24 protein-coding genes are annotated in these 25,712 nt (G+C 62.5%); 14 read left to right on the top strand and 10 right to left on the bottom strand.

Features of this window, described 5'->3' with window-relative positions; all coding sequences use genetic code 11:
• Positions 1-214: 214 nt before the first annotated feature.
• Both clpB and P3T24_RS13985 read right to left on the bottom strand, forming a co-directional pair.
• A complete protein-coding gene (gene clpB, locus P3T24_RS13980; protein WP_429288472.1) occupies positions 215-2,812 on the bottom strand; it encodes an ATP-dependent chaperone ClpB in 2,598 nt (865 codons plus the stop codon).
• 119 nt (positions 2,813-2,931) lie between these two features.
• Positions 2,932-3,432, bottom strand: coding sequence for an Rrf2 family transcriptional regulator (locus P3T24_RS13985; protein ID WP_074264832.1), 501 nt, complete (start codon positions 3,430-3,432; stop codon positions 2,932-2,934).
• 246 nt (positions 3,433-3,678) lie between these two features.
• Here P3T24_RS13985 and P3T24_RS13990 point away from each other — a divergent pair, with 246 nt between their 5' ends.
• Complete coding sequence (locus P3T24_RS13990; RefSeq protein WP_429288473.1) at positions 3,679-4,155, top strand: group III truncated hemoglobin; 477 nt, start codon at positions 3,679-3,681, stop codon at positions 4,153-4,155.
• Here P3T24_RS13990 and moaE read toward each other — a convergent pair.
• From moaE to P3T24_RS14020, 6 genes are all read right to left on the bottom strand, one after another.
• Positions 4,136-4,612: a molybdopterin synthase catalytic subunit MoaE gene (gene moaE, locus P3T24_RS13995; RefSeq protein ID WP_429435418.1), complete on the bottom strand. Its 477-nt coding sequence runs from the start codon at positions 4,610-4,612 to the stop codon at positions 4,136-4,138. The genes P3T24_RS13990 and moaE overlap by 20 nt on opposite strands.
• Positions 4,613-4,622: 10 nt before the next feature.
• Positions 4,623-4,880: a molybdopterin converting factor subunit 1 gene (gene moaD, locus P3T24_RS14000; protein ID WP_074264834.1), complete on the bottom strand. Its 258-nt coding sequence runs from the start codon at positions 4,878-4,880 to the stop codon at positions 4,623-4,625.
• 28 nt (positions 4,881-4,908) lie between these two features.
• Complete coding sequence (locus P3T24_RS14005; protein ID WP_429435421.1) at positions 4,909-6,114, bottom strand: molybdopterin molybdotransferase MoeA; 1,206 nt, start codon at positions 6,112-6,114, stop codon at positions 4,909-4,911.
• Between the two features lie 167 nt (positions 6,115-6,281).
• The gene (gene thrC, locus P3T24_RS14010) at positions 6,282-7,733 is read right to left on the bottom strand and encodes a threonine synthase (protein WP_429435424.1); all 1,452 of its coding nucleotides are present in this window, start codon (positions 7,731-7,733) and stop codon (positions 6,282-6,284) included.
• Between the two features lie 14 nt (positions 7,734-7,747).
• Complete coding sequence (locus P3T24_RS14015; protein ID WP_429435427.1) at positions 7,748-9,079, bottom strand: homoserine dehydrogenase; 1,332 nt, start codon at positions 9,077-9,079, stop codon at positions 7,748-7,750.
• An 82-nt stretch (positions 9,080-9,161) separates the two neighbouring features.
• A complete protein-coding gene (locus P3T24_RS14020) occupies positions 9,162-10,409 on the bottom strand; it encodes a pyridoxal phosphate-dependent aminotransferase (RefSeq protein ID WP_074264838.1) in 1,248 nt (415 codons plus the stop codon).
• Positions 10,410-10,859: 450 nt separating this feature from the next.
• Here P3T24_RS14020 and P3T24_RS14025 point away from each other — a divergent pair, with 450 nt between their 5' ends.
• The 13 genes from P3T24_RS14025 to P3T24_RS14085 all read left to right on the top strand — a co-directional run bounded on the left by P3T24_RS14025 (position 10,860) and on the right by P3T24_RS14085 (position 23,965).
• Positions 10,860-11,234 (top strand): Mth938-like domain-containing protein, encoded by a 375-nt coding sequence (locus P3T24_RS14025; RefSeq protein WP_074266094.1) that lies wholly within the window; start codon positions 10,860-10,862, stop codon positions 11,232-11,234.
• A gap of 147 nt (positions 11,235-11,381) precedes the next feature.
• Entirely contained in the window at positions 11,382-13,127 is a 1,746-nt protein-coding gene (locus P3T24_RS14030) for a glycosyltransferase family 39 protein (RefSeq protein ID WP_429435429.1), read from the top strand.
• A 31-nt stretch (positions 13,128-13,158) separates the two neighbouring features.
• Positions 13,159-13,530 carry a DMT family transporter gene (locus tag P3T24_RS14035; RefSeq protein ID WP_074264840.1) on the top strand — a complete coding sequence of 124 codons (372 nt, stop codon included), beginning with the start codon at positions 13,159-13,161 and terminating at the stop codon, positions 13,528-13,530.
• A 219-nt stretch (positions 13,531-13,749) separates the two neighbouring features.
• Complete coding sequence (locus P3T24_RS14040; RefSeq protein ID WP_429435431.1) at positions 13,750-14,901, top strand: DegT/DnrJ/EryC1/StrS family aminotransferase; 1,152 nt, start codon at positions 13,750-13,752, stop codon at positions 14,899-14,901.
• Between the two features lie 6 nt (positions 14,902-14,907).
• Positions 14,908-15,960, top strand: coding sequence for a glycosyltransferase (locus P3T24_RS14045; RefSeq protein ID WP_074264842.1), 1,053 nt, complete (start codon positions 14,908-14,910; stop codon positions 15,958-15,960).
• A complete protein-coding gene (locus P3T24_RS14050) occupies positions 15,957-16,892 on the top strand; it encodes a formyltransferase (protein ID WP_429435434.1) in 936 nt (311 codons plus the stop codon). Before P3T24_RS14045 ends, P3T24_RS14050 begins: the two co-directional genes overlap by 4 nt.
• Entirely contained in the window at positions 16,889-17,935 is a 1,047-nt protein-coding gene (locus tag P3T24_RS14055) for a bifunctional UDP-4-keto-pentose/UDP-xylose synthase (RefSeq protein ID WP_074264844.1), read from the top strand. Before P3T24_RS14050 ends, P3T24_RS14055 begins: the two co-directional genes overlap by 4 nt.
• 14 nt (positions 17,936-17,949) lie before the next feature.
• A complete protein-coding gene (locus P3T24_RS14060; protein WP_429435436.1) occupies positions 17,950-18,846 on the top strand; it encodes a polysaccharide deacetylase family protein in 897 nt (298 codons plus the stop codon).
• A 53-nt stretch (positions 18,847-18,899) separates the two neighbouring features.
• Positions 18,900-19,361, top strand: a complete 462-nt coding sequence (locus P3T24_RS14065) for a peroxiredoxin (protein ID WP_074264846.1) — start codon at positions 18,900-18,902, stop codon at positions 19,359-19,361.
• 102 nt (positions 19,362-19,463) lie between these two features.
• Positions 19,464-19,595 (top strand): hypothetical protein, encoded by a 132-nt coding sequence (locus P3T24_RS14070; RefSeq protein WP_302050851.1) that lies wholly within the window; start codon positions 19,464-19,466, stop codon positions 19,593-19,595.
• A gap of 103 nt (positions 19,596-19,698) precedes the next feature.
• Positions 19,699-21,555, top strand: coding sequence for a PhoH family protein (locus P3T24_RS14075; protein ID WP_429435439.1), 1,857 nt, complete (start codon positions 19,699-19,701; stop codon positions 21,553-21,555).
• A gap of 250 nt (positions 21,556-21,805) precedes the next feature.
• Positions 21,806-23,038 (top strand): NlpC/P60 family protein, encoded by a 1,233-nt coding sequence (locus P3T24_RS14080; protein WP_429435441.1) that lies wholly within the window; start codon positions 21,806-21,808, stop codon positions 23,036-23,038.
• Between the two features lie 120 nt (positions 23,039-23,158).
• Positions 23,159-23,965 carry an SDR family NAD(P)-dependent oxidoreductase gene (locus tag P3T24_RS14085; RefSeq protein ID WP_429435443.1) on the top strand — a complete coding sequence of 269 codons (807 nt, stop codon included), beginning with the start codon at positions 23,159-23,161 and terminating at the stop codon, positions 23,963-23,965.
• Between the two features lie 39 nt (positions 23,966-24,004).
• Here the strand turns inward: P3T24_RS14085 and P3T24_RS14090 are convergent, their stop codons facing one another.
• Entirely contained in the window at positions 24,005-25,015 is a 1,011-nt protein-coding gene (locus P3T24_RS14090) for an inorganic phosphate transporter (protein WP_074264850.1), read from the bottom strand.
• On the bottom strand, positions 25,015-25,641 hold the full coding sequence (locus tag P3T24_RS14095) for a DUF47 domain-containing protein (protein ID WP_074264851.1): 627 nt from the start codon (positions 25,639-25,641) through the stop codon (positions 25,015-25,017). The genes P3T24_RS14090 and P3T24_RS14095 overlap by 1 nt, the downstream gene beginning before the upstream one ends.
• Positions 25,642-25,712: the final 71 nt, after the last annotated feature.

Raw genomic sequence — 25,712 nt, forward strand, 5'->3', positions numbered from 1 at the left:
CGCTGCATCTGGGCGCATCGCACATCAGCCTCCACCCGCTGATCGAAACGCGGTGCGGAAAATAAAAAGGGCAACGAATCGAAATTCGTTGCCCTTTTTGCTTCGCCCGTAAGCGTCAGTTCAATTGTGACTGACCTGCGAACGCATCACGCATATCAGATGTGCCACCGGCTTCACACGCGCCGCAGACGCAACGCGTGTGACTCGAAGCCACTTAATGCACGACGCGGTCGAACGCCAGCTTGCCGTTCTCCACCTCGACCGGAATCACATCCTTCGGGCCGAACTTGCCGGCCAGAATCAGCTTCGCGACCGGGTTCTCGATCTCCTGCTGGATCGCGCGCTTCAACGGCCGCGCACCGAACAGCGGGTCGTAGCCGACCTTGCCGATCAATTCCAGCGCCTCGTCCGACACCACCAGTTGCATATCGAGCTTCGCGAGCCGGTCATGCAGCCGCTGCAACTGGATCTTCGCGATCGACTGGATATTCGAGCGGTCGAGCGCATGGAACACGACGACATCGTCGATCCGGTTCAGGAATTCCGGGCGGAAATGCAGCTTCACTTCTTCCCACACCGCATCCTTGATCGCTTCCTGCGGTTCGCCGACCATCGACTGGATCACCTGCGAGCCGAGGTTCGACGTCATCACGATCACCGTGTTCTTGAAGTCCACGGTACGCCCTTGACCGTCCGTCATCCGACCGTCGTCGAGCACCTGCAGTAGCACGTTGAACACGTCCGGGTGAGCCTTCTCGATCTCGTCGAGCAGGATCACGCTGTACGGCTTGCGACGCACCGCTTCGGTCAGGTAACCGCCTTCCTCATAGCCGACGTAACCCGGCGGCGCGCCGATCAACCGCGCGACGCTGTGCTTCTCCATGAACTCGCTCATGTCGATACGGATCAGATGATCTTCCGAATCGAACAGGAACGACGCCAGCGCCTTGCACAGTTCGGTCTTGCCCACGCCCGTCGGGCCGAGGAACAGGAACGAGCCGTACGGGCGATTCGGATCGGACAAGCCCGCACGCGAACGACGGATCGCATCCGCGACGGCCGAGATCGCTTCGTCTTGCCCGACCACACGGTCGTGCAGTTTTTCTTCGATCTGCAACAGCTTTTCGCGCTCGCCCTGCATCATCCGCGAAACTGGAATGCCAGTCGCACGGGACACCACTTCGGCGATTTCCTCAGCACCCACTTGCGTGCGCAACAGACGCGGCCGCGTCGGATTGTTCTGCTCCTTCGCTTCAGCCTTCGTGACTTCCTTCAGTTGCGCTTCGAGCCCCGGCAGCTTGCCGTACTGCAGCTCGGCGACCTTCTCAAGCTTGCCTTCGCGTTGCAGCCGGACGATTTCCGCACGAGTCTTCTCGATCTCTTCCTTCAGCTGCGCACTACCCTGCACCGCCGCTTTCTCAGCGGTCCAGATTTCTTCGAGGTCCGAATATTCGCGGTTCAGCCGCTCGATTTCTTCCTCGATCAACTGCAGGCGCTTCTGCGAGGCTTCGTCCTTTTCCTTCTTGACGGCTTCGCGTTCGATCTTCAACTGGATCAGGCGGCGGTCGAGCCGGTCCATTTCTTCGGGCTTCGAATCGATTTCCATCTTGATCTTCGAGGCAGCCTCGTCGATCAGATCGATGGCCTTGTCCGGCAGGAAACGGTCCGTGATGTAGCGATGCGACAGTTCCGCCGCCGCGACGATCGCCGGGTCGGTGATATCCACGCCGTGGTGCAGTTCGTACTTCTCCTGCAAACCGCGCAGGATGGCGATGGTCGCCTCGACCGAAGGCTCGTCGACCAGCACCTTCTGGAACCGGCGTTCGAGCGCCGCGTCCTTTTCGATGTACTTGCGATACTCGTCGAGCGTCGTGGCGCCGACGCAATGCAGCTCGCCGCGCGACAAAGCCGGCTTGAGCATATTGCCCGCATCCATCGCACCTTCGGCCTTGCCCGCGCCAACCATAGTGTGGATTTCGTCGATAAAGACGATGGTCTGCCCTTCGTCCTTCGCGATATCGTTCAGCACGGCTTTCAGGCGCTCTTCGAACTCGCCGCGATACTTGGCGCCGGCCAGCAGTGCCGCCATATCGAGCGAGAGCACGCGCTTGCCCTTGAGCGTCTCCGGCACTTCGCCGTTGACGATGCGTTGCGCGAGCCCTTCGACGATGGCCGTTTTGCCGACGCCCGGCTCGCCGATCAGCACTGGGTTGTTCTTGGTGCGGCGTTGCAGGATCTGGATCGAGCGGCGAATTTCGTCGTCACGGCCAATCACGGGGTCAAGCTTGCCCGCGCGCGCACGCTCGGTCAGATCGACGGTGTATTTCTTCAGCGCTTCGCGCTGGCTTTCGGCGTCCTGGCTATGCACTTGCGAGCCGCCGCGCACGGCGGCAATCGCCGCTTCGAGCGATTTGCGCGACAAACCGTGCTGGCGCGCGAGACGCCCAGCCTCGCCCTTGTCGTCGGCAACCGCGAGCAGGAACATTTCGCTCGCAATAAACGTGTCGTTGAGCTTCTGTGCTTCTTTATCGGCCTGGTTCAGCAGGCCGGTCAGATCACGGCCGATCTGGACGTTGCCATCGGTGCCCTGCACTTGCGGCAGACGCGTGATGGCCTCGTTCAGGGCCGTTTGCAGCGCCTGAACATGCACTCCAGCGCGCGATAGCAGCGAACGCGCCGAGCCGTCCTGTTGCGCGACGAGTGCCGCGAGCAGGTGGACGGGCTCGATGTACTGATTGTCACGGCCGACGGCCAGACTCTGCGCATCCGCCAACGCTTCCTGGAATTTAGTGGTGAGCTTGTCGACTCTCATCAAGAGACCTCCAATTTTCGAATATCACCAAAATGAGGCGTTTTCTGCGGGTTTCAAGCGCTTTTTTGCACTCGGCGGCAACTATTTAACAATTGAGACGCACAAGCGCTCCGGTCTGCTCAATCGGCCGGACCAGCCTTGTTGTCGCCAGGCGCTGCCAGCGCAATGGGGATGATGGGCCGCATGCCGAGCAACGCCGCCATCGGTCCCGCGGGCTCGGCCAGTTCACCAATCGTATGGCTATCCAGCGCAGATAGAAAGGCGTGCCGCGCCACCTCGAGCACACCTTTAAGCCGGCACTGAGACTCGATCACGCAATGCCGGTGGCTACCCTTCTCGTCGGGGAAGCAGCCGACCAGCGCAAAATCGCTCTCGGTCGCCCGCACCACTTCACCGACCGTCACCGAGCCCGAGTGCTCGAACAACCGCAAGCCGCCGTTACGGCCACGCACCGTCTCGACCCAACCGAGCTCGCCGAGCCGCTGGACGACCTTCATCAAATGGTTTTTCGAAATGCCGTACGCATCCGAGATATCCTGGATCGTCGACAATCCTTCGCTGCGCACCGCGAGATACAGCAGGACGCGTAGCGAGTAGTCCGTATAGTCGGTCAGTCTCATAAGGGCAAAGTCACGATGAGCGACGAGCGCGATCCTCTGGAAAAACCGTGTCGACGCAAGGGTTGCCGGTCCCGACGCATCGCAATAACATGCGGGAGCTGCGCATGTTATTGCGCCGGTGGCCGGTAAAACTGTGTCATTCTGAATGGTATCGTTTGCGGCTAGCGTTGTTTTTCTGATTAATGCAATGACGCGGGAGGATTTCTCGCCTTACTCATTGCATCGTCGCTTTTCCGTGGTCACAGCATGAACCCAACTTTAGACGCGGCGTCCGCCGCGCCGCGACACGCGGAACCCACTGACGCCAATATCCGCGAACTCGTCTACGCGTTTTATGACAGGGTGCGCGCCGATGCGTTGCTCGGCCCGGTTTTCGAGCAGAAACTCGCAGGACGCTGGGATGAGCATTTGCCGAAGATGTGCACCTTCTGGGCAAGCCTCGTGCTCGGGGCGAAGCAGTATCGCGGCAATGTGCAGCAGGCGCACCAGCCGCTGCCCGGCATCGAGCCCCGGCATTTCAGCCACTGGCTCTATCTGTTCCTCGATACCGTGGAGACGCGCTACGAACCCGCTGCGGCGATCCGCTTCATGGAACCGGCATTGCGGATCGCGCAAAGCCTGCAGTTGAGCCGTTTCGGGTGGGACTACAAGATCCCTGCCGAGCAACAGGCGTTGCTCGAGCGGGTTGCCCCGCGCCAGCGCGTCATTCGGACTTCGTATTAACCGGGACGTGGCCCCAGCGCGCGAGTGCAGCGTCGTCGGTCACGCGGGCGTCGACCCAGCGTTCGCCCTGCTCGGTCTTTTCCTTCTTCCAGAACGGCGCTTCGGTCTTCAGATAATCCATCACGAATTCGCAAGACGCGAATGCGTCGCCACGATGCGCCGCGGTGGTTGCCACCAGCACGATCTGGTCGAGCGGGACCAGCTTGCCCACGCGGTGGATGATCAGCACCTCGATACCCGGCCAGCGCCCGCGCGCCGCCTCGACGATCGCCGCCAGCGACTTCTCCGTCATGCCCGGATAGTGTTCGAGCTCCATCGTTTCGACCGCGCTGCCGTCGTTCAGATCGCGCACCGTCCCGACGAAGCAGGCCACTGCGCCGATCTTCGGATTTTGCGCACGCAAGGCGGCTACCTCGGTGCTGAGGTCGAAGTCTTCTGTCTGGACGCGAACCGTCATCGCCTTTTCCTCAGCCGCCCGTCACGGGCGGAAAGAACGCTACCTCGCAGCCCTCGGTAAGCCGGGTGCCGGGGTCGGTCATCACGTGGTTGCAGGCCATGCGCAGCGCGCGGCCCTCGGCGAGCGTGTCCGCCCAGATGCCGCCGCGCACGCGCAGCCACGCCCGCACGTCGCCCACCGTGGCAATGCTGTCGGGCACATCCACCGTCTCGTCGGCGGTACCGAGCGCTTCGCGCACGCTGGCAAAATATTTCAGATCGATCTTCATCGGGGGTCGCCGCCGTCTGCTGCCGGCGTCAGTTCAACAGTTCGGAAAAGGGAATGAAGTGCACGGTCTCGCCGGCGCTGATAACGTGATTGGGCGGATTGTCGATCAGCCCGTCGCCCCATACCGTGGAAGTCAGCACGGCCGAACTCTGGTTCGGAAACAGATCGAGGCCGCCAGCGGGATTGATCCGCGCACGCAGGAATTCGTTGCGCCGGTCGGCTTTGGACTGCGTGAAGTCGGCTCGCAGCGAAAGCGCTCGTGGCGTCACGACGCGCACGCCGGACAGGCGCAGGACGAACGGTCGCACGAACAGCAGGAAGGTGACGAAAGTCGACACCGGATTGCCGGGCAAGCCAATGAAGAACGTCTCGCCCTCCGCGCGCCGTACCGCGCCAAACGCGAGCGGCTTGCCGGGCTTCATGGCGATCTGCCACATGGAAAGCCGCCCTTCCGCCTCGACGGCAGGCTTCACGTGGTCTTCCTCCCCCACCGAAACCCCGCCGCTGGTCAGAATCAGGTCGTGCCCCTGGGCCGCTTCGCGCAGGGTTGCTCGGGTCGCATCGAGCTGGTCCGGCACGATGCCGTAGTCAGTCACTTCGCAGCCGAGCTTTTCGAGCAGTCCGCGCAACGTGTAGCGATTCGAGTTATAGATGGCGCCAGGTTTGAGCGGCTCGCCGGGCATCGTCAGTTCATCGCCGGTGAAGAACACCGCGACCTTGACGCGCCGCATCACGGACAGCTCCGCGCAGCCAACCGACGCGGCCAGCCCCAAGGCCTGCGGAGTCAGACGCGTGCCGGCCGGCAGGATCACCGAACCGCTGCGGATGTCCGCCCCCTGCGCCGTGATCCACTCGCCCGCCTTCGGCAGATGGAGGATCGTCACCGTGTCGCCCGCCAATTCCGTCTGCTCCTGGATGACGATCGCATCGGCGCCCGGCGGCACCGTCGCGCCGGTGAAAATGCGCGCCGCCGTGCCGGCTGCAAGTGGCTGCGGCGCGTGGCCTGCCGGAATGCGCTGCGAGACCGGCAGACGGCGCTCGCCCTGGATCAGATCGGCGATCCGCACCGCGTAACCGTCCATCGCGCTGGTGTTCATCGGCGGCACGTCGAGTGGCGAAACCACGTCGGCGGCCAGCACGCGGTTTAGCGCATCGAACGTCGGCAGCGTTTCCGCACCGGCAACGGCGCTAGCGGCGCCCAGCAGCGTCGCGAGGGCGTCGGAAGTGGACAGCATCGGGGCACGCGGCGCAGAGGACGTGGGAGAGGTGGGCGTGGACATCGAGGGGAAGGCCCGCAGAACCGAAAGGAATATTGTAGCGGTCTGCGGGAACCGACGGGGAGACAACAGTGCGCCATAACATGGCGCACTGTAGACCGGGCGCATGGTCCCTCAGGCGCTCTTCAGGCGCCCGTATGTGCGACCACAAAGTCCTTCACGCGCTGCACATCCGCAGGCAGCACTTCAAAGCGCTGCGGCAACGACTCGAGCCCCGAAAACGCCGCCGGGCGCTCCGGTTCGCGCAGCAGCGCTTCGCGGATCGTCTCGCCGAACTTGATCGGCTGCGCCGTCTCCAGCACGATCATCGGGATGCCCGGCTGCAGATGTTCGCGCGCCACCTTCAGGCCATCGGCCGTATGGGTGTCGATCATCGTGTCGTAGCGTTCGAACACGTCGCGAATCGCATCCACGCGGTCAGCATGGCTGCTGCGGCCCGACACGAAGCCGAACTCCTGCACCCGCGCGAAATCGCCGCTCGCCGCCAGATCGAAACCGCCCTTCTCTTCGACATCGCGGAACAGCTGCAACACGCGAGCCGGATCGCGGCCTAGCAGGTCGAACACGAAGCGCTCGAAATTCGACGCCTTCGAGATGTCCATGCTCGGGCTGCTGGTGTGATACGTCTCGGCCGCCTTGCGCACGCGGTAGATGCCGGTGCGGAAGAACTCGTCGAGCACGTCGTTCTCGTTAGTCGCGACCACCAGCTTTTCGATGGGCAGCCCCATCATCCGCGCAATGTGGCCCGCACAGACGTTGCCGAAATTGCCGGACGGCACCGTGAACGAGACCCGCTCGTCGTTCGACCTGGTCGCGGCGAAATAGCCCTTGAAGTAGTAGACGACCTGAGCCACCACACGCGCCCAGTTGATCGAATTGACCGTGCCGATCTTGTACTTCGCCTTGAATGTGTGATCGTTCGAAACGGCCTTGACGATATCCTGACAGTCGTCGAAATTGCCTTCCACGGCAAGGTTGAAAATGTTCGGATCCTGCAGGCTGTACATCTGCGCTGTCTGGAATGCGCTCATCTTCTGGTGCGGCGACAACATGAACACGCGGATTCCCTTCTTGCCGCGCATCGCGTATTCGGCTGCGCTGCCGGTGTCCCCCGAAGTCGCGCCGAGGATGTTCAGCGTCTCGCCGTTCTTCTCCAGCGCGTATTCGAACAGGTTGCCGATCAACTGCATCGCCATGTCCTTGAACGCCAGCGTCGGACCGTTCGAGAGCTCCAGCAACGACAGCGGCGCGCCGTTCTCGACACCCAGCGTTTTCAGCGGCGTGATCTGTGCAGCGCCTTCGTCGTCGCGGACATTGCAGTACGTCGCCGCCGTGTAGGTGCGGCGCGTGAGCGTGCGTAGATCTTCGGCGGGAATATCGTCGCTGAACTTCGACAGAATCTCGAAGGCGAGATCCGCGTAAGGCAGCGTGCGCCAGCGTGCAAGTTCATCGGCCGACACCCGCGGATATTCCGCGGGCAGGTACAGGCCGCCGTCTCTCGCGAGACCGCCCAGCAGGATGTCGGAAAACGTATGGCGCTCGCCGGCTCCGGCGCCGCGCGTGGAAAGGTAGTTCATATCAAGTCTCTGGCCTAGTTCAGCGCTTCCATTCGCAGCTTGGTCACCTGCGACACAACGGTCTTCAGCGCCTCGATGTTCCTGATCGCCGCGTTGACGTGTTTTTCAACCGTTTCGTGCGTGATCAGGATGATGTCGGTCTCGCCCTTGCCGTTGGCGTCGACCTGCTCCGATTCCTTCTGCAGCAGCGCGTCGATCGAGATACCCGTGTCAGCGAGGATGCGCGTGATATCGGCGAGCACGCCGGTCACGTCTGCCACCCGCAGACGCAGGTAGTAGCCGCTCGTCACTTCGTCGATCGGCAGGATCGGCGTGTTCGACAGGCTGTCCGGCTGGAACGCCAGATGCGGCACGCGATGCTCCGGGTCCGCGGTATGCAGACGGGTCACGTCCACCAGATCCGCCACGACCGCCGATGCCGTCGGCTCGGCGCCCGCGCCCTTGCCGTAGTACAGCGTGGTGCCGACCGCGTCGCCATGCACGACCACCGCATTCATCGCGCCTTCCACGTTCGCCAGCAGGCGTTTCTCGGGAATCAGCGTCGGATGTACGCGCAGTTCGATGCCCTTGTCGGTGCGGCGCGCGATGCCCAGCAGCTTGATACGGTAGCCGAGCTCTTCGGCGTACTTGATATCGATCGCCGCCAGCTTGCTGATACCTTCGACGTAAGCCTTGTCGAACTGCACCGGCACACCGAACGCGATCGCGCTCATGATGGTCGCCTTGTGCGCGGCGTCGACGCCTTCGATATCGAAGGTCGGATCGGCTTCGGCGTAGCCCAGCTCCTGCGCGGCCTTCAAGGCGGTCGCGAAGTCGAGCCCGCGGTCACGCATCTCCGACAGGATGTAATTCGTCGTGCCGTTGATGATGCCCGCGATGTACTGGATCCGGTTCGCAGTCAGCCCTTCGCGCAGCGCCTTGATGATCGGAATACCACCGGCCACCGCCGCTTCGAACGCCACCATCACGCCGTTGGCGTGGGCCGCTTCGAATATCTCCGTGCCGTGAACGGCGAGCAGCGCCTTGTTGGCCGTCACCACATGCTTGCGATTGGCGATGGCGCGCAGCACCAGCTCGCGCGCGATGCCCGTGCCGCCGATCATTTCCGCGACGATGTCGATGGACGGATCGTCGACCACCGCGGCGAAGCTATCGGTGATCTCAACCGTACCGGCTTCGGCGCCGAGCGCCGCCGTGGCCTTGGCCGGATTGCGCACGGCAATGCGCGCAATCTCGATGCCGCGGCCGGCGCGTCGTTTGATTTCTTCCTGGTTGCGGCGCAGTACCGTGAAGGTGCCGCTGCCTACCGTGCCGAAGCCCAGCAGTCCAACTTTGATCGGTTCCATGCAGCGTGTGTTTTCGAGTAAGGATTAAGGGAAACGGTTGTCCGGGTCTGTTGCGCCGTCAATCGGGAACGGCGGGCGTTTTTCAGACCGCGTGACGTTTTCGGTAGCCGTCGAGGAAGCGGGCGATCCGGTTGATCGAATCCGCCAGGTCGTCGACATTCGGCAAAAACACGACACGGAAGTGGTCCGGCGTCTTCCAGTTGAAACCCGTGCCCTGCACGAGCAGCACCCGTTCGGCCAGCAGCAGCTCCAGGATGAACTGCTGGTCGTCTTCGATCGGATACATCTTCGGGTCGAGGCGCGGGAACATATACAGCGCCGCATCCGGCTTTACGCAGCTCACGCCGGGAATCGCCGTCAGCATGTCATACGCGAGTTGGCGCTGTTTGTACAGGCGGCCGCTCGGCACGATCAGGTCGTTGATGCTCTGGTAGCCGCCGAGCGCCGTCTGGATCGCATACTGGCCGGGCACGTTCGGGCACAGCCGCATCGAGGCGAGAATGCCAAGTCCCTCGAAATAGTCTTTCCCGTGACGACGGTTTTCGCCGGTCAGCCCCGAAATAAACATCCAGCCCGCGCGGTAGCCGCACGACCGGTAACTCTTCGAGAGGCTGTTGAAGGTCACCGTCAGCACGTCTTCGGACAGCGCCGCAATGGCGGTGTGCTGCTTGCCGTCGTAGACGATCTTGTCGTAGACCTCGTCGGCGAAGATCACGAGTCCGTGCGTGCGCGCAATCTCGATCAGGCCGAGCAGCAGTTCGTCCGAGTACAGCGCGCCGGTGGGGTTGTTCGGGTTGATGACCACGAGCGCGCGCGTATTCGGCGTGATCCGCGCGCGGATATCGTCGAGATCCGGCATCCAGCCGTTCGATTCGTCGCAGATGTAATGCACCGGCGTACCGCCCGCGAGGCTGACGCCCGCGGTCCACAGCGGATAGTCGGGCGCCGGCAGCAATACTTCGTCGCCGTCGTTGAGCAGCCCCTGCAGCGCCATCACGATCAGCTCCGACGCACCGTTGCCGATGTAGATGTCGTCCAGTTCGACGCCGTGCACGCCCTTTTGCTGCGTGTAATGCATGATCGCCTTGCGTGCGGCGAACACACCTTTCGAGTCGGAATAGCCTGACGAGCCCGGCAGATTCAGGATCATGTCCTGGATGATTTCGTCAGGCGCATCGAAACCGAAAGGCGCGAGATTGCCGATGTTCAGCTTGATGATGCGGTGGCCCTCTTCTTCGAGCCGCTTTGCATGTTCGAGGACGGGCCCGCGGATGTCGTAGCAGACGTTCAACAGCTTGTTGGATTTAAGAATCGGTTTCACGGCGGGCACTTCATCCTGGGTAATTAACAGGCCGCTCGGGCCTGTCGGGCTGGCCCGCACTACACGGGCTGTGGGCTATCGGGCATCCGAATGCGAAGCGGCGAATTCTTACGCGCTCCCGCGGACTTGTCTGATTGGCGCCTGCGGCGGGTTGCGCCGGGTGCTTAGGGAACCATCGACACCCTCGAAGGATCACTCAGCGAACCTTAAGAGAGCGTCTGATAAGCTGATTGACCACGCTTGGCCCGGCGCGTCGACCGGGGCCCAGCAGCTGCTTCGGGCGCGGCTTATGGCGGCACGCGAAGCGGGGGGCGCCGCTGGGCGGCTAAAAAGTTATAATTTAGCGGATTTTGGCCGACTTCCGCAATGCACCAAGTGCATGCAGAAGCCCTTTCGGCCGCTTCGTGTCCATTGCGCGACGCTTTTCTGCCGCGGAACGAACGACTTCGGAAAACCAATTTGAAATTACACCAGGATTCGAGCGGCGCCCTGAACACCGTGACCGGTTACGGCGCCGGCTATGTCGAAATCAATCTCGAGCGCCATGTGGGCAGCATCCTCGTGATGCCGGAAAGCCCTGTCATTGCCTGGCCGGTGGCTTCTTTCGAGGCCCTCAGCCCGGAGCATTTCGCCATGCTGGTCGAGCCGGCGCCGGAAGTAGTGATCTTCGGCAGCGGCGATCGGCTGCGTTTTCCCCATCCGCGGCTGACCGCTGCGCTCGCGGCACACCGGATCGGCGTCGAGACGATGGACTTCAAGGCCGCCTGCCGCACCTACAACATTCTGATGGCCGAGGGCCGCAAGGTCGCGGCCGCCTTGCTGATCGAAGCCTGACCGGCGCGGCGCACCCTGGGCCATGGCCGTTTTGAGCGCCAACCGCGCGACGGCTCTCGGCGGCCGGCCCTGCGCAACCCGGCGTGCACCCCTAACAACACCGAAATGCCGCCCATGCGGCATCGTAAAAGAACAGGCTGATCATCCATGAACGATATGCCGTCCCGGCTACCGCTCAACCGCACCACCATCCTGCTGCTGGTGCTGGCACTTGCCCTTGTCTGGTTCGTGCCGCTCGGCTGGCGCCACCTGCTGCCGAGCGACGAAGGCCGCTACGCCGAAATGGCGCGCGAGATGTTCCTGACCGGCGACTGGATCACGCCGCGTTACAACGGCTACAAATACTTCGAGAAGCCGCCGCTGCAAACCTGGGCCAATGCGCTGACGTTTGCATGGTTCGGCATCGGCGAATGGCAGGCGCGGCTTTACACGGCCTTGACCGGCTTCGCTGGCGTCCTGCTGCTCGGCTTCACCGGCGCGCGAGTCTTCAATGCCGCCACCGGCGTGTTCGCGGCCATCGTGCTGGCGACCTCGCCGTACTGGAACCTGATGGGCCATTTCAACACGCTGGATATGGGCCTGTCGTTCTGGATGGAGTTGACGCTCTGCGCGCTGCTGCTCGCCCAGCGCCCTAACCTGCCTACCGGCCAGGTGCGGCTGTGGATGTGGATCTGCTGGGCGTCGATGGCGCTCGCGGTGCTCTCCAAAGGCCTCGTCGGCCTGATCCTGCCCGGCGCGGTGCTGGTGCTGTACACGCTGGTGGCCCGCGACTGGGCGCTCTGGAAGCGCCTGCATCTGATCGGCGGCCTGATCCTGTTCTTCGCGATCGCCACGCCGTGGTTCGTGCTGGTACAGCAACGCAATCCGGAATTCCTGAATTTCTTCTTTATCGTCCAGCAGTTCAAACGCTATCTGACGCCCGAGCAGAACCGCCCCGGCGCGTTCTATTACTTCGTGCCGGTGATCCTGGTGGGCTTCCTGCCCTGGCTCTCCATCAGCGTGCAAAGCATCCGCCACGCGCTGCGCCTGCCGCGCCAGCCGAACGGCTTCTCGCCGGTCGCCATGCTGCTGGTGTGGGCAGCGTTCATCTTCCTGTTTTTCAGCGCGTCGCATTCGAAGCTGCTGTCCTACACGTTGCCGATCGCCCCGGCGCTCGCGCTGCTGATCGGCATGTACCTGCCGCTGGTGAGTCCGGCCATGCTGCGCCGTCATCTGACGGGTTACGCAGTGTTTCTGGTGATCGCCGCGGTGGGCGCGCTGTTCATGAGCCACCTCGGCGACGATCGCAATCCCACCGAGCTGTACATTGCCTATCGCGTCTGGGTGCTGGCCGCCCTCGGCGTCGCCTTTGCGCTGACGCTCGCCGCGCTGTGGCTGAACCGCCATAGCCGCGCCGGCATTCTTGGCGCCACGGCCACGTTCGGCGCGGCCTGGCTGCTGATGGGCACCATTGCCGGCACGGGTCACGACGTGTTCGGGCGTCTGAGTTCCGGCGCTCCGCTCGCCCCCGCCATCAAGGCTGCCATGGCCAAGCTGCCGCCCGATACGCCGTTCTACTCGGTCGGCGTGCTCGATCACACCTTGCCGTTCTATGTCGACCACACGATGATCATGGTCGAACATCCAGATGAACTGGCCTTCGGCGTGTCCGTCGAACCGCAAAAGTGGGTCCCGACGTTCGACGAGTGGATCAAACGCTGGGACGCGGACCGCTACGCCCTCGCGCTGATTCCGCCGGACCGGTACAAGAAGCTGCTGGCCGAGCATGTGCCGATGCAGGTCATCGCCCGCGACCCGCGCCGGGTGATCGTCGAAAAGCCCCTGGCTGGCGACGCAGGCAATGCCGGCGCCGCAGCGCCAGGCGCAGCAAGCCCCGCTATAGCAAATCCGTAGCAATGACCCCATATCAGGACCTGAACCCTTGATGAACCCGATTTCGCTCTTTTGCATTCTTGCCGGCGTCACGCTGAACGCCTGCGCCCAGCTTCTGCTGAAGGCCGGTACGAATGCCGTTGGACACTTCGAATTCACCCGTGCGAACATCCTGCCCATTGGCTTCAAGCTGGCGACCCAGTTGCCGATCATTGGCGGCCTCGGTTGCTATGTGATCAGCGTCGCGGTGTGGGTGATCGGGCTCTCGCGTGTGGATGTGTCGATCGCCTATCCGATGCTCTCGCTCGGGTATGTCGTCAACGCCTTCGCCGCCTGGTATCTGTTCGGCGAGGTGCTGTCGGTTCAGCGGCTCGTCGGTATCGGCATCATTCTGATTGGCGTCGTCGTACTGGCGCGCAGCTAGGCGCCGTCAGGCTCTGAACCGGTGTGAACCGGTTTTTGCCGGTTACCGCAAGCAGTTTGTTACCGTTGAGGGCCGGCATGGCATGCCGGGCTGTAAGAGGTGGTAAGCACCCCGCGCAGGCAGCGTTATACCCGCTGACCGCGCCCCGGATTGCCGAAGTATCCTTGCCGGACGTCGTTGTTGTTGGTTGCCGCCCTATTTCTATCGAGCGAAGCATTCATGAGCCAGTCATCAGTCCCGTTTTTGCCGTTTGTCCGTCCGGAAATCGACGAAGAGACCATCCAGGGCGTAGCCGAAGTGCTGCGCTCCGGCTGGATCACGACCGGCCCGCAGAACCAGGCATTCGAAGCCGCGCTGTCGGAATTCTGCGGCGGCCGTCCCGTGCGCACCTTCAACTCCGGCACGGCCACGCTCGAGATCGGCCTGCGCATTGCCGGTGTGGGCGAAGGCGACGAAGTCATCACGACGCCCGCCTCGTGGGTCTCCACCAGCAACGTGATCTACGAAACCGGGGCGACGCCGGTATTCGCCGACATCGATCCGAAGACCCGCAACATCGATCTGGATCTGCTCGAGAAGGCCATTACGCCGCGCACCAAGGCGATCATCCCGGTGTATCTGTCGGGCCTGCCGGTCGACATGGACCGTCTCTATGAGATCGCCCGCGCCCACAAGCTGCGCGTGGTCGAAGACGCGGCGCAGGCGTTCGGTTCGACGTGGAAGGGCGAGCGCATCGGCAAGCTCGGCGACATGGTGTCGTTCAGCTTCCACGCCAACAAGAATCTGACTTCAATCGAAGGCGGCGCGCTGGTGCTGAACAACGAGGAAGAAGCCATCCTCGCCCAGAAGTACCGGCTGCAAGGCGTCACCCGCACGGGCTTCGACGGCATGGACTGCGACGTGCTCGGCGGCAAATACAATCTGACAGACGTGGCGGCGCGAGTCGGCCTCGGCCAGCTGCCGCATCTGGAGCGTTTCCTCGCGCAGCGCAAGAAGCTCGTGCGGGCCTACTTTGCGGGTTTTGAAGGCGGTGCAGCGGTTACGCTCGGCATGGGTCTGCCGTTTGCTGACTTCGATAACAGCAACTGGCACATGTTCCAGATCACGCTGCCGCTCGAGAAGCTCTCCATCGACCGCGCCGGCTTCATGGGTCAGCTGAAGGAGCGCGGCATCGGTTCGGGTGTGCACTATCCGGCCATCCACCTGTTCACGCTGTACCGCGCACGCGGCTTCAAGGAAGGCATGTTCCCGCATGCAGAGCGCTTCGGCGCCACCACGGTCACGCTGCCGCTGTTCACGCTGATGAACGAAGGCGACGTGGCGCGGGTCTGCCAGGCGGTCAACGAAATTTGCGAACAATACGGAAAATAAGCGGAAATGAGTCAAACGGAACATCGCTCTCCGATGTCTGATACGCCGGAAGTCTCGGTCATCATTCCGGTGTACAACGAGGAAGCCGGTCTGGCCGCGTTGTTTGCGCGCCTGTACCCGGCGCTCGACGCGCTCGGCACCCGCTATGAAGTGATCTTCATCAACGACGGCAGCCGCGACAAATCCGCCGCGCTGCTGGCCGAGCAGTTCCGCAACCGGCCGGACACGACCCGCGTGATCCTGCTGAACGGCAACTACGGCCAGCATATGGCGATTCTCGCCGGCTTCGAGCAGGCGCGCGGCGAGATCGTCATCACGCTCGACGCCGACCTGCAGAACCCGCCGGAGGAAATCGGCAAGCTGGTCACGAAGATGCGTGAGGGCTACGACTACGTGGGCACGATTCGCCTGCAGCGCCAGGACAGCCTGTGGCGCCGCAAGGCCTCGCGGGCAATGAACCGTCTGCGCGAACGCATTACCCGCATCAAGATGACCGATCAGGGTTGCATGCTGCGCGCCTACAGCCGGCACATCATCGACACGATCAACCGCTGCGGTGAAATCAATACGTTCATTCCGGCGCTCGCCTACACCTTCGCGCAGAATCCGGTGGAAATCGAAGTCGCACACGAAGAGCGCTTTGCGGGCGAATCGAAATATTCGCTGTACTCGCTGATTCGTCTGAACTTCGACCTCGTCACCGGTTTCTCGGTGGTGCCGCTGCAATGGCTGTCGTTCATTGGGGTAATCCTCTCGCTGGGCTCCGCAGGCCTGTTCGTGCTGCTGCTGATTCGCCGCTTCATCATCGGCGCGGAAGTGCAAGGTGTGTTCACGCTGTTCGCTATCACGTTCTTCCTGCTCGGCGTGATCATCTTCGCGCTTGGTTTGCTCGGCGAGTACATTGGCCGGATCTACCAGCAGGTGCGAGCCCGTCCCCGTTATCTGGTGCAAACGATTCTCGAACAGCGCGACGGCACCACCGTCGCCGAGGCGCCCCGTCAGGCGCTGGTGCAGGCCGTTCAGCCGGCGCCGCTCATCGATCAGGGACCGAATCCATGAAGCCACGCGCGGTTGTATTCGCGTATCACAACGTCGGCGTGCGCTGCCTGCAAGTGCTGCTGGCGCGCGGCGTCGAAGTGGCGCTGGTGGTCACCCACGAGGACAGCGCAACCGAGAACATCTGGTTCGGCAGCGTTGCTTCGGTGGCCGCGAGCTATGGCATCCCCACAGTGACGCCCGCCGATCCGAAGAGCGACGAACTGCGCGCCGCGGTGAGCGCCGCGCGGCCCGACTTCATTTTCTCGTTCTACTACCGCCACATGCTGCCGGTCGACCTGCTCGCGCTGGCCGCGCGCGGCGCCTACAACATGCACGGCTCGCTGCTGCCCAAGTACCGCGGCCGCGTGCCGACCAACTGGGCCGTGTTGAAGGGCGAAACCGAAACCGGCGCCACGTTGCACGAAATGGCCGCCAAACCTGACGCAGGCGCGATCATCGCGCAAACGCCGGTGCCGATCCTGCCGGACGATACCGCCGCGCAGGTGTTCGACAAGGTCACCGTGGCCGCCGAGCAGACGCTCTGGCGCGTGCTGCCGGCGCTGCTCGCCGGCGAGGCACCACATCTGCCGAACGATCTGGCGCATGGCAGCTACTTCGGCGGGCGCAAGCCCGAAGACGGCCGGATCGACTGGAACCAGCCGGCTCAGGACGTCTACAACCTGATCCGCGCCGTGGCGCCGCCTTATCCAGGCGCGTTCACCGAGATCGACGGTCAGCGCTTCGTCGTCGCGCGGGCGCGTCTTGCCCGTCCGGGCGCGCTCCGCTCAGATTTGCCCCCCGGCCTCCACGTAAGCGATAATGCGTTTTTTGCGGTGTGCGGCGATGGCCGCGCCATCGCCATCCACGAATTGCGGCGCCAGCACGAAGGCCAAGAGCCCGTCGTCTCCCCTGCCGAATTCTCCCAGCTCATTCAATCTTCCCGTCATCAATGAAAAAAGTCCTGATTCTGGGTGTCAACGGCTTCATCGGCCATCACCTGTCCAAGCGCATTCTCGAAACGACCGACTGGGAAGTGTTCGGCATGGACATGCAGACCGAACGCCTGGGTGATCTGATCAACCACGAGCGGATGCATTTCTTCGAAGGCGACATCACGATCAACAAGGAGTGGGTCGAGTATCACGTAAAGAAGTGCGACGTGATCCTGCCGCTCGTTGCGATCGCCACGCCGGCCACTTACGTGAAGCAGCCGCTGCGCGTGTTCGAGCTCGACTTCGAGGCGAACCTGCCCATCGTGCGTTCGGCGGTGAAGTACGGCAAGCACCTCGTGTTTCCGTCCACCTCCGAGGTCTACGGCATGTGCACGGACGAGCAGTTCGACCCGGAAGAGTCGCAACTGTCGTATGGCCCGATCAACAAGCCGCGCTGGATCTACGCGTGCTCGAAGCAGTTGATGGACCGCGTAATCTGGGGCTACGGCATGGAAGGCCTCAACTTCACGCTGTTCCGTCCGTTCAACTGGATCGGCCCGGGCCTCGATTCCATCTATACGCCGAAGGAAGGCAGCTCGCGCGTGGTCACGCAGTTCCTTGGCCACATCGTGCGCGGCGAGAACATCAGCCTCGTAGATGGCGGCGCGCAAAAGCGTGCCTTCACGGATATCGACGACGGCATCGGCGCACTGATGAAGATCATCGAGAACAAGGACGGCGTCGCCACCGGCAAGATCTATAACATCGGCAACCCGACCAACAACTTCTCCGTGCGTGAGCTCGCGCACAAGATGCTGGCGCTCGCCGCCGAATTCCCGGAATACGCGGAAACGGCCAAGCAGGTGCAACTGGTCGAAACGTCGTCGGGTGCTTACTACGGCGCGGGCTACCAGGACGTGCAGAACCGCGTGCCGAAGATCGACAACACGATGCAGGAACTCAACTGGGCACCGAAGTCGACTTTCGACGAAGCGCTGCGCAAGATTTTCGAAGCGTATCGCGGCCACGTCGCAGAAGCGCGTGCTCTGGTCGAACAGCAATAAATAAGGGCTGATCCTTGGCTCGAATCGTCCTGAAGATCGACGTCGACACGCTGCGCGGCACCCGCGAAGGCGTGCCGAACCTCGCCCGCATCTTCGACCGTTTCAAGGCGCGCGCCACCTTCCTGTTCAGCCTCGGGCCCGACCACACCGGTTGGGCGATGCGCCGCGTGCTGCGCCCGGGGTTTCTGCAGAAGGTTTCGCGCACTTCCGTGGTCGAGCATTACGGCATCAAGCAATTGATGTATGGCGTGTTGCTGCCCGGGCCGGACATCGGCGCGCGGGCTGCGTCGGAGATGCGTGCGATCCACGAGGCCGGTTTCGAATGCGGCATTCACACGTGGGATCACGTCTACTGGCAAGACAACGTGCGCTCGCGGGCGCGTGACTGGACGGTCGCGCAGATGCAGGCGAGTCACTCCCGTTTCATCGAGATCTTCGGCACGCCGCCCGTCACGCACGGGGCCGCCGGCTGGCAGATGAACGGCCATGCGTTCGAGCAGATCGACGCGTGGGGCATGCAGTATGCCTCCGATGGGCGCGGTCATTCGCCGTACTTCCCCGTCGTGGACGGCAAGACCCTCTCGCACGTGCAGATGCCCACCACACTGCCCACGCTCGATGAAGTGCTGGGCGTCGACGGCATCGATCTGGACAACGTTGCCGCGTGGATGTTGAAGCGCACCGAGAACAATCCCCACGACCAGGTGTACACGCTGCACGCCGAACTCGAAGGCCAAAAGCTCGCGCCGGTGTTCGAACAACTGCTGGACGGCTGGCGCGCTCAAGGCCACACGTTCGCCACGATGGGCGACTATCATGCCGCGCTGGACCGCAGCACGCTGCCATCGTACCCTGTCACCTGGGGTGAAATTCCTGGCCGTTCCGGCGAACTGATCGTGCAGCCGTCGTGAGCCGGGGCGCGGCAGAGTAGCCCGACGCCTGACCATAACAACCGGAGAACCTCGTGCCCATCGCAGTCGACCAACCCGTCCCCGACTTTACCGCCCCCGCAACCGGTGGCGAGATTACGCTGTCCAGTCTTCGGGGCAAAAAGGTGGTGCTGTATTTTTACCCGAAGGACAACACGCCAGGCTGCACGACCGAAGGTCTGCAGTTCCGCGATCTGTATCCGAAGTTCAAGAAGGCCGGTGCCGAGATTCTCGGCGTCTCGCGCGACAGCCTGCGCTCGCATGACAATTTCAAGGCCAAGCTCGAACTGCCGTTCCCGTTGATCTCCGATCCGGAAGAAACGCTCTGCGCGCTCTTCAACGTCATCAAAATGAAGAAAATGTATGGCAAAGAAGTACGGGGAATCGAACGATCCACGTTTGTCATCGACAGCGAGGGCGTCCTGCGCCACGAGTGGCGTGGCGTGAAAGTACCAGGTCATGTCGATGAAATTCTGGAGGCTGTACAAGCGCTGTGAGGCGCGTTATATTGGGCTGCAATGAGTGCCTGTCCACCCCATACTTTCCGCGGCTGCGCCGCATGTCACGCCTCTGTAGTCGAGGCAGTGAGGCGCAACGCGATGACCGAAGTCGAGCCGCTTGCCCCGTTTGCCGGGGCGGCGGCTTTTTTAATTGCGCGAAGCCGTTCTTTTACCCGGCCACGCGCTCTCGTCAAGGAGCCGATCGAAAACCAGGCGAACCGGCATTTTTAGACCGAAGCGCGCCTCCGGGCGCAAACTGCGTGGGCCTTTTGGCACACCAGCAGAATGCGACAGGCGGCGCACGATATGTGACCCGATTATTTCGAGGGAAACCATGCCTTTGCCTACCGCACCCAGCAAGCTCGGCAATCTCTTACCGGCTGACGAATACAAGGCTAAAGCCACGCCGGCCCGGTCCGCCAAAAAACAGGCGGTTGACGGGGAGCAAGCAGAGTCGGCCGATTTCGGCCAAGCCAACGTCGCGACGCCGATGGCGCGCGCCGCCAATGCCGCTACCACCTTGCGGCCGGTTCCTGCGTCTTCTTCTGCCGATAGCGCCGCTGGACAGGCTGCACCCGCACGCAGCCGGAAAAGCAAACAAACCGCCGCGTTGCTGCAACCAGTGCCGGCGCCTGCCGCCCGTCAGCAGCCCGCGCACGCCGAGCCTGAGCAACCCGCCACCGCGGAACCCGTGGTGGCCCGTGCCGGCAAGCAGCCTGCGGCCAATACGGCGGCCACGCCGGCGGCAGCGACCCGCGGCAGCGCCAAGAAGCGCGGCGGCGCAGCCGAACAGGTCGAAACCCGCAAGCTGTTCGTGCTCGACACGAACGTGCTGATGCACGATCCGACTTGCCTGTTCCGTTTCGAGGAACACGACGTCTATCTGCCGATGATGACGTTGGAAGAACTCGACAACCACAAGAAGGGCATGTCGGAAGTCGCGCGCAATGCGCGTCAGGTCAGCCGTACGCTGGACGCGCTGGTCGCCAACGGCGGCAATATGTCGGACGGCATTTCGCTGTCGCGCCTGGGCAGCCGCGAGGCTGCCGGACGTCTGTTTTTCCAGACCAAGCTGACGGATATCGAACCGGTCGAAGGCCTGCCGCAAGGCAAGGCGGACAACCAGATTCTCGGTGTCGTACGGGCCCTGCAACGCGACCGCATGGACCGCCAGGTCGTGCTGGTGTCGAAAGACATCAACATGCGGATCAAGGCGCATGCGCTGGGTCTGCCTGCCGAGGATTACTTCAACGACCAGGTTCTCGAAGACAAGGATCTGCTCTATTCCGGTATTCGCGCGCTGCCGCAGGACTTCTGGACCAAGCATGCCAAGGGCATGGAAAGCTGGCAGGACACCAAGACGGGCACCACGTATTACCGCGTGACCGGACCGCTGTGCGCCTCGATGCTGGTCAACGAGTTCGTGTATCTGGAGCCGCAAAACGGCGAACCGGCGTTTCACGCGCTGGTGCGTGAACTGAACGGCAAGACCGCCCTGCTGCAGACCTTGCGCGACTACGGCCACCACAAGAACAACGTGTGGGGCATTACGGCGCGCAATCGCGAGCAGAATTTCGCGCTCAATCTGCTGATGAATCCGGAGATCGATTTCGTCACGCTGCTTGGTCAGGCCGGTACCGGCAAGACGCTCGTCGCGCTCGCGGCGGGGCTTGCGCAGGTGCTCGACGACAAGCGCTACAACGAGATCATCGTGACGCGGGCTACCGTGCCGGTCGGTGAAGACATCGGCTTTCTGCCGGGTACGGAAGAGGAAAAGATGCAACCGTGGATGGGTGCATTCGACGACAACCTCGAAGTCCTGCAGAAAACCGACGACGCCGCCGGCGAATGGGGCCGCGCCGCGACTCAGGAGCTGATCCGCTCGCGCCTGAAGATCAAGAGCATGAACTTCATGCGCGGCCGGACGTTCGTCGACAAGTATCTGATCATCGACGAAGCGCAGAACCTGACGCCGAAGCAGATGAAGACGCTCGTCACGCGTGCGGGTCCGGGGACGAAGATCATCTGCCTTGGCAACATTGCGCAGATCGATACGCCGTATCTGACGGAAGGCAGTTCCGGGCTCACCTACGTGGTGGATCGCTTCAAGGGCTGGGCGCACAGCGGGCACGTGACGCTGGCGCGCGGCGAACGCTCGCGTCTGGCCGATTACGCGTCGGACATTTTGTAAGCAGAGCTCGAAGCAGGCCGTTTGCCGTTTCACGGCTTAAAAGTTGTTCCAAAGCCGCGCCCGGGTTACACCGGGCGCGGCTTTTTTCGTAAGGTCGGCCTGCGCAGGTCAGATGTTACGTCCCGGCGGCGCCACACTTAGCACGTAAACTTCAAGTAATTTATCAACTTCTCTTGCTCATGCCATGGTGGACGGGCTACCATCCCGACATCGCCCGCTTTAAGCGAGTGTTTACGCTCGCCTTGTCTCAATGCGCCGACTTGGGTTTTCGCTGCTGGTCCTTCTGCTGCTCGCCGCCTGTTCCAGCGAGCCGCAGCGGATTTCGCGCAACTCAAACGGTTCTTCTTCGGCGTCCAACGGCGCTTATCGCACTCCCCCGCCCGGTTTCCCGAACTTCGTCGATCACAGCGTCGGACGCGAGGAAATTTCTATTGAGGCGATGGGCCTGGTCGGAATTCCGTACCGCTGGGGCGGCAATACGCCGGATAGCGGCTTCGACTGCAGCGGCCTGGTTCGCTATGTCGTGTCGCGCGCAGCCTCGGTTAATCTGCCGCGCACCACGGCGGATATGAGCGGAAGCGGCGAATCGATCGAGCCCGATGAAGTTGCGCCGGGCGATCTGATTTTCTTCAACACCACGGGGCGCCCACACTCGCACGTCGGTATTTATGTCGGCAAACTGCGCTTCGTCAATGCACCGTCGACGGGCGGCACGGTGCGCATCGACTATCTGACCAATCCGTATTGGGCCAAACGGTTTGACGGCATTCGCCGGGTCGCCGCGCCGACTCGCGCGCCAGCGCCGTTCGAGACGCCTACGTATCAGGCTTCGAATCCGCCGGAGAAGGTTGCTCCGGCGGTGCCGCAGGCTTCGTCTTCGTATGCGGGTACGGCGGGCGGTGCAGCGGTGGTCCCTGCCCAGCAACGGCCAGTAGCGGAGCCGCAGCAACCGGCTTATGCGGAAACTGCGCCTGTGGCCGTTCCATTGCAGCAAGTGTCTCAGCAGCGGGTTGCAGCCTCGATGCAGGCACCAGTGACGGACACCTCAGCTCGCGCTATGAACCAGCCCGCCGCCGCAGCGTCTGCGGATGCGTTCGAACCGCCGCCTCCGGCAATGAGCGCCGCACAGATGCAGGCGCGTGAAGCAGGTGCGGTTTCGCCGGCCGCGGTTCAGGCTGGACGGCCGCAGACGGACGCGGGCGCCATGGCAGCGACTTCTTCCACTGGGTATTCTCAAGCACCTGTGCGCTCGCCCGTGCCGGCGAGCGTCGCCCACGCACCAGACCCGATCGACGCCGCGGCCGATGCTTTCGAACCGCCGCCCCCCGCCTCCGTCGCCGTTCGCCAGGAACAGCAGGCAGGCGTGACCGGCTCCGCTGGCGGTGTGCAGATCATGCGAGCCTCGACTGGGTCACGCGCGATCCCCGCCCCCACGCAGTCCAGCGACGATCCCATCGCGCACTTCGCCAACGGCAATTTCTGACGGACACCGCCGGAAATGTAGCTGGTGGTCTGAAGGCCATTCGCCCCCGTCTGACACGCAGGATTAAGCTATCTGCTATCGTCTCCGATATTCCTAAGACAGGCAGGTAAGGTACTCACCATGGAACTTGGACTGAAAGACAAAGTGGTGCTGGTCACGGGCGGCAGCAAAGGAATCGGCCTCGCGTGCGCACGCGCCTTCGCAGCCGAAGGCGCCAAAGTTGCAATCGTCTCGCGCGATCCCGCGAATCTCGCCCGCGCCCGCGAGCAGTTGGCGAGCGAGGGACTGCACGTGCATCTCACACGCGCCGACCTGCACGAGCCACACGGCGCGGCCGATATCGTCGAAGAAGTTACCACGGCGGTCGGTCCGATCGACGTGTTAATCAATAGCGCCGGCGCGGCCCGTCGCTACGACCCGGAAACGCTCAACGCCGAAGCCTTCCGGGCAACGATGGAAGCCAAGTACTTTCCGTACATTTATCCGCAGCAGGAAGTGTTGAAGCGCATGGCGGAACGGGTGAAATCGGGAGCCAGCGCCGAGCCGGGAACGATCGTCAACATCATCGGCATGGGCGGCAAGATGGCGAGCGATATCCATATCGCCGGCGGCGCCGCCAACGCCGCGCTGATGCTGGCAACGGTCGGGCTCGCGCATTACTACGCGCGCTATGGCATCCGCATCAACGCGATCAACCCGGGCGCGACGCTGACGGAGCGCGTCGAGGAAGCGTTGCAACTGGAAGCCAGCCAGCAAGGGATCGACACAAAGGAAGCGCTGGCACGCGGGGAGGCCAAGGTGCCGCTCGGGAGATTCGCGAAGCCGGAGGAGATCGCCGACGTCGCGCTGTTCCTGGCGAGCCGCCGCGCAAGCTACGTAACAGGCGCGATCGTCCCGATGGACGGATGCAGCGCGCCGCTCATCTGAGTGCGGGCGCGCCAGCCCGCATCGGAACAAAGGCCAGAATCAGAGGAAACGGTGACCGAGCCACCATCCCGCCCCAGCGAGCACCGCTGATGCGGGGATGGTCAGAATCCACGCCCAGACGATATTGCCGGCCACGCCCCAGCGCACCGCGCTGAGTTTTTGCGTCGCGCCGACGCCGACAATCGCGCCGGTAATCGTATGGGTCGTGGACACCGGAATGCCGAGGAATGAGGCAATAAACAGCGTGATCGCACCGCCCGATTCTGCGCAAAAACCGCCGACCGGCTTGAGCTTGGTGATCTTCTGCCCCATCGTGCGGACAATACGCCAGCCACCGAACAGTGTGCCCAACCCCATCGAAAGATAGCAGCCGCCGATCACCCACAGCGGCGGCGCATCGGCGAACGACGATGCATAGCCGGTCGCGATCAGCAGCATCCAGATGATGCCGATGGTTTTCTGCGCGTCGTTACCGCCATGCCCCAGGCTGTACATGCCGGCTGAAATCAGTTGATAACGGCGAAAGCGTCCGTCGACCTTGCTGGGTGGAGTGCGGAAGTAGATCCACGACACTGCCAGCATGAAGAACGAGCCGAGCACAAAACCCAGCAACGGCGAGATGAAGATGAACGCGACAGTCTTCATCAGCCCATCCAGGTTGAGCGAATGCCAGCCGGACTTGGCAAGCGCCGCGCCCACCAGACCGCCGATCAGCGCATGCGACGAGCTCGACGGAATACCGTAATACCACGTGACGATGTTCCAGCCGATCGCACCGACCAGCGCGCCAAAAATCACGTAATGATCGACGATGGCCGGATCGATCGTGCCCTTGCCGACTGTCTGCGCAACTTTCAGGTGAAAGATGAAATAGGCGATGACGTTGAAAGCCGCGGCGAAGGCAACTGCTTGTTGCGGCTTCAGAACGCCGGTCGAGACGACCGTGGCGATCGAATTCGCCGCGTCGTGGAAACCGTTCATGAAGTCGAACACCAGCGACACGGCGACCAGGGTGGCGACCACCCAGATGGCGAGTTGTATCGATTGCATTAAGCGTTTTCCAGCACGATGCCTTCGAGAATATTCGCCACGTCCTCACATTTGTCCGTGATGGTTTCGAGCAGTTCGTAGATCGCCTTCAGCTTGATCAGCGTCTTGACGTTGTCTTCCTCGCGAAAGAGCTTCGAGATGGCCGAGCGCAACACGCGGTCGGCTTCGGATTCGAGACGGTCGATATCCTCGCAGGCTTTCAGGATCTGGCTTGCCTGCTTCATGTCCGACAGCAGACTGACCGCGAACTGCACGCGCTCGGCGGTCGCGGTGCAGATATGCGCCAACTGGCTAGCCTCAGAGGTCACCATCTGGACGTCATAGAGCGAGATTGCGGTGGCAACGTCCTCCATCAGGTCGAGGATGTCGTCCATCGTGGTGATCAACTTGTGGATTTCGTCGCGGTCGAGCGGCGTGATGAAAGTCTTGTGCAGCAGATCGATGGTTTCGTGCGTGAGCTTGTCTGCAGCCTTTTCGGCCTTTTGCACGTTTTGCTTATGGACCTCGGCGTCTTGCAGATTGTCGATCAGCAGCTCGAGTTCGTGGCTCGCGGAAACAATGCACTTTGCGTGCGCGTTGAAGATTTCAAAGAACTTGCCCTCGGTGGGCATGAATCGACCGAACATTGGAATCCCGGGAATTGGTCACATTGCGACTGACATAAAACCGCAATATTGTACCGTCCCCGGGATGGGGT

Origin of the sequence: Paraburkholderia sp. GAS33, assembly GCF_050436645.1 — a bacterium.
GTDB lineage: Bacteria > Pseudomonadota > Gammaproteobacteria > Burkholderiales > Burkholderiaceae > Paraburkholderia > Paraburkholderia phenazinium_B.